General features: G+C 65.3%; 13 protein-coding genes. 6 read left to right on the forward strand and 7 right to left on the reverse strand.

The window, feature by feature from the left end:
• Window positions 1-16 precede the first annotated feature (16 nt).
• Window positions 17-577: a LuxR C-terminal-related transcriptional regulator gene (locus ACVC5H_RS01375; RefSeq protein WP_489620634.1), complete on the reverse strand. Its 561-nt coding sequence runs from the start codon at window positions 575-577 to the stop codon at window positions 17-19.
• Between the two features lie 254 nt (window positions 578-831).
• Here ACVC5H_RS01375 and ACVC5H_RS01380 point away from each other — a divergent pair, with 254 nt between their 5' ends.
• Both ACVC5H_RS01380 and ACVC5H_RS01385 read left to right on the forward strand, forming a co-directional pair.
• Window positions 832-1,527: a CoA transferase subunit A gene (locus tag ACVC5H_RS01380; RefSeq protein ID WP_489620635.1), complete on the forward strand. Its 696-nt coding sequence runs from the start codon at window positions 832-834 to the stop codon at window positions 1,525-1,527.
• Window positions 1,528-1,540: 13 nt separating this feature from the next.
• On the forward strand, window positions 1,541-2,191 hold the full coding sequence (locus tag ACVC5H_RS01385; protein WP_489620636.1) for a 3-oxoacid CoA-transferase subunit B: 651 nt from the start codon (window positions 1,541-1,543) through the stop codon (window positions 2,189-2,191).
• A 92-nt stretch (window positions 2,192-2,283) separates the two neighbouring features.
• Here the strand turns inward: ACVC5H_RS01385 and ACVC5H_RS01390 are convergent, their stop codons facing one another.
• Window positions 2,284-3,798, reverse strand: coding sequence for a sensor domain-containing diguanylate cyclase (locus ACVC5H_RS01390; RefSeq protein ID WP_489620637.1), 1,515 nt, complete (start codon window positions 3,796-3,798; stop codon window positions 2,284-2,286).
• Between the two features lie 128 nt (window positions 3,799-3,926).
• On the opposite strand from ACVC5H_RS01390, the gene ACVC5H_RS01395 reads away from it, so the two are divergent.
• Both ACVC5H_RS01395 and ACVC5H_RS01400 read left to right on the forward strand, forming a co-directional pair.
• Window positions 3,927-5,363: an ATP-binding protein gene (locus tag ACVC5H_RS01395; RefSeq protein WP_489620638.1), complete on the forward strand. Its 1,437-nt coding sequence runs from the start codon at window positions 3,927-3,929 to the stop codon at window positions 5,361-5,363.
• A complete protein-coding gene (locus ACVC5H_RS01400) occupies window positions 5,348-6,697 on the forward strand; it encodes a sigma-54-dependent transcriptional regulator (protein WP_489620639.1) in 1,350 nt (449 codons plus the stop codon). Before ACVC5H_RS01395 ends, ACVC5H_RS01400 begins: the two co-directional genes overlap by 16 nt.
• Here ACVC5H_RS01400 and ACVC5H_RS01405 read toward each other — a convergent pair.
• From ACVC5H_RS01405 to ACVC5H_RS01415, 3 genes are all read right to left on the reverse strand, one after another.
• Window positions 6,694-7,926: an MFS transporter gene (locus tag ACVC5H_RS01405; RefSeq protein WP_489620640.1), complete on the reverse strand. Its 1,233-nt coding sequence runs from the start codon at window positions 7,924-7,926 to the stop codon at window positions 6,694-6,696. The genes ACVC5H_RS01400 and ACVC5H_RS01405 overlap by 4 nt on opposite strands.
• A 73-nt stretch (window positions 7,927-7,999) precedes the next feature.
• A complete protein-coding gene (locus ACVC5H_RS01410; RefSeq protein ID WP_008333490.1) occupies window positions 8,000-8,758 on the reverse strand; it encodes an SDR family oxidoreductase in 759 nt (252 codons plus the stop codon).
• A gap of 134 nt (window positions 8,759-8,892) precedes the next feature.
• Complete coding sequence (locus tag ACVC5H_RS01415) at window positions 8,893-9,711, reverse strand: SDR family NAD(P)-dependent oxidoreductase (RefSeq protein WP_489620641.1); 819 nt, start codon at window positions 9,709-9,711, stop codon at window positions 8,893-8,895.
• Between the two features lie 110 nt (window positions 9,712-9,821).
• On the opposite strand from ACVC5H_RS01415, the gene ACVC5H_RS01420 reads away from it, so the two are divergent.
• Window positions 9,822-10,763 (forward strand): GlxA family transcriptional regulator, encoded by a 942-nt coding sequence (locus ACVC5H_RS01420; protein ID WP_489620642.1) that lies wholly within the window; start codon window positions 9,822-9,824, stop codon window positions 10,761-10,763.
• 14 nt (window positions 10,764-10,777) lie between these two features.
• Here ACVC5H_RS01420 and ACVC5H_RS01425 read toward each other — a convergent pair whose 3' ends face one another.
• Window positions 10,778-11,110: a DMT family transporter gene (locus ACVC5H_RS01425; protein ID WP_489620643.1), complete on the reverse strand. Its 333-nt coding sequence runs from the start codon at window positions 11,108-11,110 to the stop codon at window positions 10,778-10,780.
• Window positions 11,111-11,157: 47 nt separating this feature from the next.
• Window positions 11,158-11,742, reverse strand: coding sequence for a spermidine N1-acetyltransferase (speG, locus tag ACVC5H_RS01430; RefSeq protein WP_489620644.1), 585 nt, complete (start codon window positions 11,740-11,742; stop codon window positions 11,158-11,160).
• Between the two features lie 92 nt (window positions 11,743-11,834).
• On the opposite strand from speG, the gene ACVC5H_RS01435 reads away from it, so the two are divergent.
• Window positions 11,835-12,734 (forward strand): LysR family transcriptional regulator, encoded by a 900-nt coding sequence (locus tag ACVC5H_RS01435; protein ID WP_489620645.1) that lies wholly within the window; start codon window positions 11,835-11,837, stop codon window positions 12,732-12,734.
• Window positions 12,735-12,761: the final 27 nt, after the last annotated feature.

Here is a 12,761-nt window from a genome sequence, read left to right on the forward strand (position 1 = left end):
CCGTTCCCGACGCAGCTCAAGGCGTGATGCTCAGCAGCTTGTGGACCAGCTCCGAGGAGGTGGCGGCGGCGAACTTGCGCATCAGGCGGGCGCGATGCATTTCCACCGTGCGCGGGCTCAGTTCGACCTGGCGTGCAATGAGCTTGCTGGTCTTGCCTTCGACCAGCAGCGCGGCGATCTCGCGTTCGCGCGGGGTCAGGCCGGGGGCGATGGGGCGCTTGGCGCTGACGTCCTCGAAGGTCCAGATGCCGGCGGCGTGCGGGTTGTCGCGGTTCAGGGCATGGCCGGTGACGTGGCACCAGAACATTTCGTCGTTGGAGCGCTTCATGATGCGCTCGTCGGAGTAGAAGCCCTTCTCGTTGAGGATGGGCACCAGGCGCAATCCGGTGCGTTCGAATTCGTCGGCGGTGGGATAGATTTCCTGGAAGGAAGTCTGGCGCAGCGCCTCCACCTCGTAGCCGAACATCGACGCCATGGCCAGGTTGGCCTGCTGGATGATGCGATTGTGCGAGACGCACATGCCGATGGGCGCGTGCATGAAAACCTGTTCGAAATCGATGGGAAGTGGCTGGGTCATGGAGTTGCTGCGAATATTCGGCGGGTCCCTCGCACCTGGCGATACCATGCTGCATTGCGCCAGGTATTTTTACCGTATTGTATGGCCTATTTCAGCTGCCCTATGATATTTGGCGCTATTTGGAGCTGAACGGTGCCTGGCGACGTCCCCGTGCGTCGTGCAAGAGAAGCCCCTCTGCCCATCCCTGTTGGAGCCGGCATGTCCGCCGGCCCGCTTGCAACCCTGCTCGCAAGACAAGAGCCGAAAGGAGACTCGTGAACAAAGTGTATCCAGACGCGGCCACCGCGTTGAAAGATATCGTCAAGGACGGTCAGACCATTGCGGTCGGCGGCTTTGGCCTGTGTGGCATCCCCGAGGCGTTGATCGCCGCCCTGCGTGATGCGGGCGTGCAGAATCTGACTGCCATTTCCAACAACGCCGGTGTCGATGGTTTCGGCCTGGGCCAGTTGCTCTCCACCCGCCAGATCAAGAAGATGATCGCCTCCTACGTGGGCGAGAACAAGGAGTTCGAGCGCCAGTACCTGGCCGGCGAACTGGAACTGGAGTTCACCCCGCAAGGTACCCTGGCCGAGAAGCTGCGCGCCGGTGGCGCCGGCATCCCCGCGTTCTTCACCAAGACCGGTGTGGGCACGCTGGTGGCCGAGGGCAAGGAAGTGCGCGAGTTCGACGGCGAGCGCTACGTGATGGAACGCTCGCTGGTGGCCGACGTGTCGCTGGTGAAGGCACAGAAGGCCGACAAGGCCGGCAACCTGGTCTTCAACAAGACCGCGCGCAACTTCAATCCCAACGTGGCCATGGCGGGCAAGGTCACCGTGGTGGAAGTGGAAGAACTGGTCGAAGTGGGCCAGCTCGACCCGGACCAGATCCACACCCCCGGCATCTTCGTGCATCGCATCGTGGTCAATGCCACGCCCGAGAAGCGCATCGAACAACGCACCGTGCGCGCATAAGGAGACACAGAAAATGGCATGGACCAGAGATGAAATGGCTGCACGCGCAGCCAAGGAACTGCAGGACGGCTTCTACGTGAACCTGGGCATCGGCTTGCCCACGCTGGTGGCCAATCACGTTCCGGGTGATATCGAAGTGTGGCTGCAATCCGAGAACGGCTTGCTGGGCATCGGCCCCTTCCCCACCGAAGACCAGGTGGATCCGGACCTGATCAACGCCGGCAAGCAGACCGTGACGACCATTCCGGGCTCGTCCTTCTTCAGCTCGGCGGACTCCTTCGGCATGATCCGCGGCGGCAAGATCAACATCGCCATCCTGGGTGCGATGCAGGTCTCGGCCAAGGGCGACCTGGCCAACTGGATGATTCCCGGCAAGATGGTCAAGGGCATGGGCGGCGCCATGGACCTGGTGGCCGGCGTGGGCCGCGTGGTGGTGCTGATGGAACACGTGGCCAAGGCCAAGGATGGCAGCACCTCGAAGAAGATCCTGAACGACTGCAACCTGCCGCTGACCGGCGTGGGCGTGGTCAACCGCATCATCACCGACCTGGGCGTGATCGACGTCACGCCGGGCGGTTTGAAGCTGATCGAACTGGCGACCGGCGTGACCAAGGAAGAAGTGATCGAGAAGACCGAGGCACCGCTGGATGTGAGTGAAGTCTGAGACTGATCGCGGCTGATGCGTCGGCCGTGTCGTGATGAAACGAGGGGCGCCATGCAGATGGCGCCCTTTGTCTTTGCAGCGGTGGCCGCCGGTCAATCCGCCCCGCTGACCCGCACCGCGTTGCGCCCATCCCGCTTGGCCCGATAGAGCGCGGCATCGGCGGCGTTGAGCACGTCTTCCACGCGGCGGTGGTGTTCGCGCTGCAGGGTGGCCACGCCCGCGCTGATGGTGACCACGCGCAGCGGGCTGGCGGCATGCACGATGAGTCGGCTGTAGACCGCCTCGCACAGGCGCTGGGCCATCAGGTGCGCGCCCTGTTCGTCGGTCAGCTCCAGCAGCACCACGAATTCCTCGCCACCGTAGCGGCCGGCGCAGTCGGTATTGCGGGGGAGGTTTTCGGCGATGGCCTGCGCCACTTCCTTGAGCACCGCATCGCCCATCTTGTGGCCATAGGTATCGTTGTAGGGCTTGAAGTAGTCCACGTCGATGAACAGCACCGAGAAGGTCGAATTGAGATTGCGCCGGCACCGTTCCCAGGCAGCCTGCAAGGCTTCGTCCAGGGCACGGCGGTTGAGCAGGCCCGTGAGGCCATCGGTGAGCGCCAGTTCTTCCAGGCGCTTCTCGATGGCCACGCGGTGGCGTAGTTCCTGGCGTACGTGCGAGAGCAGGTAGGCCGAGAGCAGGCCAAAGATCACCAGCGAGATGATGACCACGTACAAGGTCTTGCGCCAGCTCTTGAAGATGGCTTCCTCTGCATAGCCGACAAAGACGATCAGCGGCGAATCGGGAATGCGGCGGAAGGTATAGAGCCGTTCCACGCCATCACTGCTGGCGCGAGAAAAGAAGCTGCCTTCCTCATTCTGCAGCGCGCTCTGGATGCGCTGGAAATTGGCAGTGCTGCTGGCGTCGCGGCCGATCATTTCCTCGCGGTAAGGCACCCGCATGTAGGCGATGCCATCGTCCGAATACAGCGAGACCACGCCGTCGGGCCCCAGCGAAAGGCCTTCGAACAGGTCGCGGAAATAGGCCAGGTCCAAGGCCATCAGGACGATGCCGCCAAAGCTGCCATCATCATTGAACAAGCGCTTGGACAGCACCACCACCGGCAGCTCGTTGCCCAGGCTGGCGCGGATGGGCCGCGACACGTACAGGCCGACCTTGGCGGAATCGCGGTGGATGGTGAAGTAGGCGCGGTCGCCATAATTGGGTGCCGTCTCTCCCGGACGTCGACGCGAACTGGCCAGCACATCGCCGTTGGCATCGATGACGGCCATCACGGTGATGTGGGTGACGCTGGCCGCGCTGCCAAACAGATAGGCATAGCGCTGCGCCTCATCGAGCCGGCGCGCGCTTAACGGATGCTGGTAGCGGTAGGCCAGCGTGTCCAGCGACAGCGACAGCACCTCCAGGTTGCGCGAGATGGCGCGCTGGGAGATCAGGGTCACGTTGCCGGCATTGGTCACTGCCGAAAGACGCGTCTGGCGATAACTCTGATAGAGCGTACTGGCACACATGGCCACCACCATCAGCATGGCGATGCCCAATACCACCACCAGGTATTTCTTCAACTGCTTGATTTTGCTTCCCCCCGAAAACCCCAGGCGCAATTAACGCATAAAGCAAAACCGGCTTCCAGCTTGATCGCAGGCAACGTGATTGTCCTGCAACAAAATGCTGAACCTGCGTGCGCGCATTCCTGTCAGATGATTCATCACTGGCCGCGCTTCGTGTTTAAATGCGAGCGCTCTCACCAGACTGCGAGAACATCAAGAACACCCGCGCCGGAGGCCCCCTGAACATCAAGAACACCATCAAGCGCGACCTGCTCATCCTGTGGGCCTTCATCGCCCTGATCGCGCTGATCCTGGCTTTCCTGCTGCTGCAACTGAGCCGCCAGGGCGCCTCTTCGCAGATCAGCCTGGCTACCGGCCAGGCGGCGGTGAGCTGTGCCACCATGAGTGCGGGCCTGGCCCATGCGCTCTCGGGCAACAGCGGCGCACCCCGCAGCAAGGCCGATGCCGATGGCTTGCCCGGCAGTTCGGTGATGCAGGCGGTGATCGACCTGTCCCTGCGCGACCAGGCGGGGGTGGAGGGCGGGTTCTGGCATCCACAGCGCGACGTGGTGGCCTATGCCTTCCCGACCTATGACGGCAGCGGCATCAAGCGCGATCCGCCGGGCGCCGAGATGGAACGCATCGTCTCGACTGCGCAGCGCGCGCTCAATGCTGGCAGCACGGTCACCGACGTGCGTCCGGGGCTGCGCGAGGCGGTCGTGTTCGCGGCCTGTCCGGTGCCGCTGGGGCAGCTCTCCCTGGCGGCCTGGACCCTCAAGCGGGTGCCCGTCATGAGCGCTGCCGTGCTCAACCAGTTGCTGGTAGCCAGTGCCTTGCTGCTGGCCTTCGTCATCCTCAGCGGCATCTGGCTGGGCGCTACGCTCACGCGCTGGCGCCGCCAGTCCGAACGCCTGGCCAGCCAGCTGGCCCATGCCGAACGGCTGGCCACGCTGGGCCGGGTGGCTGCGGGCATGGCCCATGAGATCCGCAATCCCATCGGCGCCATGCGCATGAAGGCCGAGAATGCCCTGGCCGCACCGGCCCAGGTACGCGAGACGCGCGTGACCGGCGCGCTGGAAATGGTGGTCAGCCAGACCGAGCGGCTCGATGCACTGGTGGCCAGCCTGCTGGCGCTGGCCCAGCCTTTCCAGGTACAGCGCCAGAGCATCGACCTGTCGGCCTGGATCGAGGCGCGCTGCCAGGCCCACGCCGAACTGGCCGAGCAGCGGCAGGTGCATCTGCAGGCGGCCGTCGACCTGCCCAGCTTTGCCGGGGGCCTCACCACCACCGCACTGGACCCGGTACAGATGGCGCGTGCCCTCGACAATCTGCTGCTCAATGCCCTGGCGCATTGCAGTAGCGGTGGTCACATAGAGATCGGCGCACGCCTGCGCGATGAGCGGCGGCTCCTGCTGTGGGTGGCCGATGATGGACCGGGCGTGCCGGCCGAATTGCGTGATAGCCTGTTCGACCCCTTCGTCAGCCAGCGCAGCGGCGGCACCGGGCTGGGCCTGGTGCTGGTGCGCGAGATCGTGCATGCGCATGGCGGGGTCATCACCCTGGCCGCCAGTGAGCGCGGCGCCCGTTTTGAGATGGAGTTGCCATGGCGCGCATCCTGATCGTCGATGACGATGTTGCCTTTCGCGGCAGTCTGGCCGAGACCGTCGGCGACCTCGGCCACGAGGTACTGGAAGCAGGCAGTACCGCTGCCGGCCTGAGCCTGCTGGCCGCGCATGCGGTGGATGCGGCCATCGTCGACCTGCGCATGCCCGACGAGGATGGCCTGGTCTTCCTGCAGCGCGCCCCGGCCATCGCGGCCATCCCTTGCATCATGCTGACCGCCTACGCCAGCGGCGACAACACCATCGAAGCCATCCGCCTGGGCGCCTTCGATCACCTGACCAAACCGGTGCCGCGCGCAGCCTTGGTGGAAACGCTGGAACGCGCCCTGCGCCAGAGCGCGGCCCGCGCCGATGCGGCAATGACGCCAGACACATCAGCCAGCAGCGAACGCAATGCCCTGGTCGGCGACAGCGAGGCCATGCGCCAGGTGTTCAAGCAGATCGGGCGTGCTGCCACCAGCGACGCCACCGTGCTGATCCTGGGCGAGACCGGCACCGGCAAGGAACTGGTGGCGCGTGCCCTGCATCGCAACGGCCTGCGCGCTGCGCGTCCCTTCGTGGCCGTCAATTGCGCCGCCATTCCCGCCGAGCTGATCGAGAGCGAACTGTTCGGCCACGTCAAAGGCGCTTTCAGCGGCGCCACCGCAGCGCGCCTGGGCCGCTTCCAGGAAGCCCACGGCGGCACGCTGTTCCTGGACGAGATCGGCGACATGGCCCTGCCGACCCAGGCCAAGATCCTGCGCGTGCTGCAGGAACGCGAACTCACGCCGGTCGGTGGCCAGCAGGCGGTGAAGGTGGATGTGCGGGTGATCGCCGCCACCCACCGTGACCTGCCGCAGGAAATCAGCGAAGGGCGCTTCCGCGAGGATCTCTGGTATCGCCTGCAGGTCCTGCCGATCAAGGTGCCGTCGCTGCGCGAGCGTCCCGGCGACATCCTCGCCATTGCCGAACATTTCCTGCGCCAGCAGGGTGGCGACACCCCCAAGCGCATCAGCCCGGCCGCAGCGCGCCGCCTGCTGCAGCATGCCTGGCCGGGCAACGTGCGCGAGCTGCGCAATACCATGGAGCGTGCGGCGGTGATGAGCCATGGCGCCTGCATCGAGGCCGAGCATATCGAGCTGGCTGATCGTACTGCCGTGGGCAGCGCCAGCGAAGTCGCCATCGACTGGGACGGCGAACTGGCCGTGGCCGTGGCGCAGGTCGAGCGGGTGATGTTGCAGCGGGCGCTGGCGGCGGCCAACGGCAACCGCGCCGAAGCCGCGCGCCGGCTGGGCATCTCGCGCCAGCAGTTGTATCGCAAGCTGGAAGAGCAGGGGCCTTCCGGCGGTTAAGGCGCCTTCAGCCTGCGTTCCAGCAGCACGCCTGCCAGGGCGCAAGCCCCCGCGAACAGCCCGATGCCGCCCACCCATCCCAGCGCCAGGATGCCTGCGCCCACGGCGCTGCCCAGAGAGAAGCCCAGGTACATGGTCGAGGTGTTGAGTGACAAGGCCACAGAGGCCTGTGCGGGTGGACCTGCCGCGATCAGCCTGGCCATCTGCGCCGGAAAGAACGCCCACACCGCAAAACCCCACACCACCACCGCGGCCAGCACCGGCACCAGCGCGGCCTGCGGCGCCAGCAGCGTAGCCGCACTCAAGGCCCAGAATGCCAGCATCAACAGCAGCAGCGACAGCCGCACCACGCGGCCCGAGCCGAAGCGGTCATTCAGGCTGCCGCCCACGGTCACGCCCACGGCGGCAGCGGCACCCCACAGGCTGACGGACATGCCGATGCCCTGGTCGCCGAAGGAAAGCGTCTGCGCCAGGTAAGGCGCAATGTAGGGATAGGCCGCATACGCGCCCACCGACCAGAACAGGGTGATGGCCAGCAGGCGCCGGATCTGCGCTTGCCCCACCACGCCCAGCCGCTCGCGCAGGCCGGCGACGTGCAACTGCCCACCGGCACGCCGATCCACGCCCAGCCAGATGCCGGCCACCGCCACTGCCCCCATCACGGCCACCGCACCAAAGGTGGCGCGCCAGCCGAAGGCATGGCCCACCACCGAACCCAGCGGCAGGCCCAGCGCGATGGCGATGGTCATGCCGCCGCTGACGATGGCCAGTGCCCGTCCGCGCTGCTCGGGTTTGACGATGGCACCGGCCAGGGCGTTGGCGTTGGGCGTGTAGAGACCGGCCGCGACCGCCATCAGCAGGCGCGATGTCAGCAGGCTGGCAAAGCCGGTCGACTGCGCCGCCAGCAGATTGGCCAGGGTGAAGATGCCCATGGCGCCGATGAGCAGGTTGCGCCGGTTGATTCCCGCCGACAGCACCGTGGTAATGGGCGAACTGACCGCCAGCACCAGGGTAAAGACGATCACCAGGCTGGCCACGGTCGAGACGCTCATGCCGAAGTCGGCCGCCATTCTCGGCAGCAGCGGCGCAATCATGAAACCCTCGGTGCCGATGGCAAAACTGCCCAGGGCCAGGAACCCGGCGGTGAGCAGCGAGCCTTGGTGCGGCTGTGCCTGCGGCGTGGAGGAGGTGGGAGTGGTAGGAGTGGTATTCATGGTGGGTTCGACCATCAGCGAGGCGACCGGTCCATGGACAAGAAAGGGACTTCTGCCATGGCCGGTTGCGGTGGAAGAGCGGTCCCGATCAGACCGGGATGGGATTGGCGATCAGCGCGGCGTTGAAGCCATTGACTAACCCGTGTTCATTGGCACCGGGATTGTCGCGCAAGGGCTTGACGGCCTCGACGATGATTTCTTCGGCGTCGCTTTCCAGCTTGGCCATGGTTTCGGCGATGAAGGCATCCAGCGGCATGGCGCGCGGGTCGCCGCTCTTCTTGACCAGATCGGTATCGACCCAGGGCGGGGCGATCTCCTGCACCCGCACCGAGGTGTCGCGCAGCATGAAGCGCTGCGACAGGGCATACGAATGCAGGGCCGCCTTGCTGGCCGAATAGACCGCCGTGACCGCCAGCGGCACATAGGCCAGCACCGAGGTGTTGTGAATGATGGTGGCGCGCGGCTGGGCCTTGAGCAGGTCGATCAGGGCCGAGGTGAGGCGGATCGGGCCCAGCAGGTTGGTGTCGAGGATGTTGCGGCTCACCTGGTCATCGATGGTGCCGCCGGCGTCGTCGAAGGGCATGATGCCGGCATTGTTGATGAGCACGTTGAGCTTGGGGTAGCGTGCCTTGAGGGTGGCGGCGGCGGCATCGATGCTGGCCAGGCTGGAGACGTCGAATTCGATGGCATCCATGCCGGGATTGGCAGCAGTCACTTCATCGAGCAGGGCCTTGCGGCGGCCGCCGATGATGACCTGGTTGCCCAGTTTGTGGAAGGCTTCGGCCAGGGCGCGGCCAATGCCGGAGGTGCCGCCGGTGATGAAGAGGGTGTTGTCGGTCAGTTTCATGATTTTCCTTCACGTGGTCAGGGTTGGGGTGCCGCAAACGCCCGCCCGTAGCGGGCCGTCGCGGCAAGGTTCATATCGGGACAAAAAACGGCCTATCCGCGGTGCTTCGGGCAGTTGCGGGCAGCCTCGGCCGCTCAGTGCAGATCGGTGCGGGTGTAGCGCGGCGCCGGGGTATTGGCGGAAAGCTGGGTGGCCATGTGCTGGCGTGCGCTCTCGAAACGGGTCCAGGCGTCTTCCTCGTGCAGCGAGGGGATGGTGACCAGCTCGCCGCGCTGGAATCCCACCAGGGCCGCATCGACCATCTGCTCGGCCGACATCACGATGGCCGGGTCCAGGTGTTCCACCGGCAGGCCGCCGATGGCCCAGAAGTCGGTCGCGGTGGCGCCCGGCAGCACCGCTTGCACCTGCACGCCCTGGGCCGCCAGTTCGTGGTGCAGCGATTGCGAGAAGGCCAGCACGAAGGCCTTGCTGCCGCCGTAGACGCCATTGAGCACTTCCGGCGCCACGGCCACGATGGAGGAAATGTTGATCACCGCACCCCGGCCACGGGCCACGAAACCGGGCACGGCGGCATAGGTCAGGCGGGTCGGGGCGGTGACGTTGAGGGCGATCATGCCGGTCATGTGCTCGACCTTGCTTTGCAGCAGCGGCGTATGGGTGCCGATGCCCGCATTGTTGACCAGCAGGGTGATGCTGGCATCGCTGCGCAGTTTCTCTTCCACCTGGGCCAGCGAATCGGCCTGGCCGAGATCGGCCTCCAGCACCTCGACGTTGCGGCCGGTCTGGTTGGTCAGGCTGGCGGCCAGGGCATTGAGGCGCTCGCGGTTGCGGGCTACCAGGATCAGGTCGTAACCCAGGCGTGCCAGGCGGTCGGCGTAGATCGCGCCGATGCCGGAGGATGCGCCGGTGACGAGGGCAGTGCCACGATGGACTTGGTTTTGCGGCTGGTTCATGCTGTTCTCCTTGGGTGTGGTGTGTCGATGGAGTGCATCTTAGGCCGCTTGCAGACTTCCTGAATGACGTATATGGTAGTGTTTTAGGACATTCGTTACGGAGTCAGGACATGCACCACATCGGCTATCTGCTCACGGAAGGATTCCAGGTCATGGGCCTGGCCACGCAGTCGGTCTTTGAATATGCCAACAAGGTCGTCGGCCACGAGTTCTACCGGATGCACAACTATTCGGTCGATGGCGGCGATGTCACCTCGTCTCTGGGCATGCGGGTCAATACCGGCAAGGCGGCAGCGACCCCCACCATCGATACCTGGATCGTCTGCGGCGTGGGCAATCCCCTGGAGGCGCCTGCCAGTGCCGCGGAACGCGCCTTCCTGCAACGCGCGGCGAAGAAGGCCCGGCGCATCGCCGGCATCTGCACCGGCGGCTTCGTGCTGGCCGAGTCGGGGTTGCTGGCGCGGCGCCGTGCCACCACGCACTGGGCGTTTGCGGCGGCGATGCGCACGCGCTTTCCGGATATCCAGGTGGAAGACGACCGCATCTACATCGTCGATGGCCCGCTGTGGACCTCGGCCGGCATGACCGCCGGGCTGGACCTGGCGCTGGCCATGGTAGGCAAGGACCTGGGCGAGGAGGTGGCGCGCGGCGTGGCGCACAAGCTGGTGATGCACCAGCATCGCGCCGGTGGTCAGTCGCAGCATTCTGAAATGCTGGCGCTGGCGCCCAAGACCGACCGTATCCAGGATGCGCTGAACTATGCGCGCCGCAATCTCAAGCGCGCCTTGACGGTGGAAGAACTGGCCGGGCAGGCCAACCTGAGTGCGCGCCAGTTCACGCGCGTGTTCACCTTGGAGACGGGGCAATCCCCGGCCAAGGCCATCGAGGGCCTGCGGCTGGAGGCAGCGCGTTTGATGATCGAGCAGAGCCGCCATCCGCTGGAAGTGGTGGCGCGCGAGACGGGTTTTAGGGATCGCCGCCACATGCGTGAAGTGTTCCTGCGCGGCTTTGGCGTGGCGCCGCAATCGATGCGGCGCGAGGGGCGGGCTTGAGGCCTGAACAGGCCCTAGTGCACCGCGCTGCCGGAAAAGAGGTTGATGACCAGTACGCCCGCGACGATGAGTGCGATGCCGGCGATGGCCGGCCAGTCCAGGCGCTGGTGGTGGATCAGCCAGGCGGCCAGGGTGATGAGCACCAGGCCCGCGCCCGACCAGATCGCATAGGCCACGCTGGTGGGCAGGGTGCGCAGGGTCAGCGCCAGGCAATAGAAGGACACGCCGTAGCCCAGCACCACGACGATGCCCGGCACCAGGCGCGTGAATCCCTGCGAGGATTTGAGGGCGGTGGTGGCGATCACCTCGGTGACGATGGCCACCGCCAGGGTCAGATAAGCGGACATGCCGGATTCTCCTGTGGATAAATCAATTCGATCGGAGGGCGTGCGATTCATTGCATCACCGTCTCCCCGTTGACGCGTGCAGTACGTTCCTCCCTCTGGTCGACATGCATGCGCGCCAGATGGTCGCGCTGGAACATGGCCATGCGGAGGACGTCGCGGTATTGGCCGTTCATGAAGAATTCCTCCTTGAGCATGCCTTCTGTCTGGAAACCGGCCTTGGTGTAGATGTGCGCGGCTTTCTCGTTCTCGCGGTCGACGATCAGGGAAATCTTGTGCAGATTGAGTACCGAAAAGCCATAGTCCAGCGCCAGCCGCGTGGCCTGCCCGGCCAGCCCGCGCCCCTGGCAGGCCGGCACGATGATGATCTGGAATTCGGCGCTGCGATGGACGGTGTTGATCTCCACCAGCTCGACCAAGCCGGTGCTTTCGCCATCGGCATCGACGATGAAGCGGCGCTCGTTTTGTTCATGGATGTGGGCCTCGAACAGCGCAGACAGTTCGGCAAAGGTTTCGTAGGGTTCTTCGAACCAGTAGCGCATCACCGTCGCATTGTTGTTCAGCTGATGGACGAAGCGCAGGTCCTCGCGCTCCAGCGGCCGCAGATGCACGGTAGGAGTAGATGTGTTCTTCATGAGAGTTCCTTTTGTGTGAAAAGCCGTATGATCCAACATCAATGCAGATCGACAAAGATGGAATCTATCGATAACTCAGATGGAGCGGAAACATGCAATGGAATCTCGAACAACTGCGCCAGTTCATCGCCGCTGCCGAACATGGCTCCATCAGTGCAGCGGCACGCCATCTGGGCCGTGCGCAATCGGCGGTCAGCACCGCCATCGCGCTGCTGGAGGTTGACCTGGGCGTGACACTGTTTGACCGCTCCACGCACAAGGCCGGCCTCACTGAAGTCGGTGCGGCCCTGCTGCAGGAGGCGCGCGAAGTACTGCGCCAGGCCGATGCGCTGGAACAGCGGGCCAGGTCCTTTTCGCTGGGCGACGAAGCCAGCCTGACCATGGTGCTGGACGAAGCCTTGCCCTATGCCGCCCTGCGCGTGCTGCTGCGCGAATTGTCGGCGCGCTTTCCGGCGCTGGAGTTGACCTTGCTCGATGGCACCCCGGCTGAAGTGGTGGCGGCCGTCCAGCAGCGCCGCGCCGACATCGGTTTTCACTTCGACCGTGGCCGCGTGGCCAGCGGTTTCGATCAGCGCCACATCGGCTCGGTGGCACAAGGCATCTTCGTTTCGCCGCGCCATCCCCTGGCCGCGCGCGAGCGCCTGCGCAAGACCGACCTGGCGCAATACCGGCAACTGATCCTGCACGCCGATGGCGTCGAAGAGCCGGTCTACAGCCCCAAGCTGTGGCGCTCCGACAATCACTACGGCATCGCCGAGATGGTGGCCGACAACCTGGGCTGGGCCATCCTCCCGGTCAACGTCGCCGAATATTTCGACTACGCCAAGGCGCTGCTGCGCCTGCGCTGTCCCGCCGTGGCGCTGCCCCTGCTGTCGGTGCAGATGCTGTGGCTGCCCGGCCGCCCGCTGGGGGCCACGGCCCAATGGATCGCCGAGCGCTTCGGCCAGTTGTTGAGCACGCAGGGGCAGGCCGCGTTGGGCGACGAGATGTGAACGCAGCGCTGCGTGTCCGGCAGCGGA

It is taken from the genome of Herbaspirillum sp. Her3 (assembly GCF_057961275.1).

Coding starts and splice junctions, on each gene's coding strand:
- ACVC5H_RS01375 (WP_489620634.1), bottom strand. CDS start 577: ATGACCCAGCCACTTCCCATCGATTTCGAACAGGTTTTCATGCACGCG.
- ACVC5H_RS01385 (WP_489620636.1), top strand. CDS start 1,541: ATGGCATGGACCAGAGATGAAATGGCTGCACGCGCAGCCAAGGAACTG.
- ACVC5H_RS01395 (WP_489620638.1), top strand. CDS start 3,927: ATGCGAGCGCTCTCACCAGACTGCGAGAACATCAAGAACACCCGCGCC.
- ACVC5H_RS01400 (WP_489620639.1), top strand. CDS start 5,348: ATGGCGCGCATCCTGATCGTCGATGACGATGTTGCCTTTCGCGGCAGT.
- ACVC5H_RS01405 (WP_489620640.1), bottom strand. CDS start 7,926: ATGGTCGAACCCACCATGAATACCACTCCTACCACTCCCACCTCCTCC.
- ACVC5H_RS01410 (WP_008333490.1), bottom strand. CDS start 8,758: ATGAAACTGACCGACAACACCCTCTTCATCACCGGCGGCACCTCCGGC.
- ACVC5H_RS01415 (WP_489620641.1), bottom strand. CDS start 9,711: ATGAACCAGCCGCAAAACCAAGTCCATCGTGGCACTGCCCTCGTCACC.
- ACVC5H_RS01420 (WP_489620642.1), top strand. CDS start 9,822: ATGCACCACATCGGCTATCTGCTCACGGAAGGATTCCAGGTCATGGGC.
- ACVC5H_RS01425 (WP_489620643.1), bottom strand. CDS start 11,110: ATGTCCGCTTATCTGACCCTGGCGGTGGCCATCGTCACCGAGGTGATC.
- speG (WP_489620644.1), bottom strand. CDS start 11,742: ATGAAGAACACATCTACTCCTACCGTGCATCTGCGGCCGCTGGAGCGC.
- ACVC5H_RS01435 (WP_489620645.1), top strand. CDS start 11,835: ATGCAATGGAATCTCGAACAACTGCGCCAGTTCATCGCCGCTGCCGAA.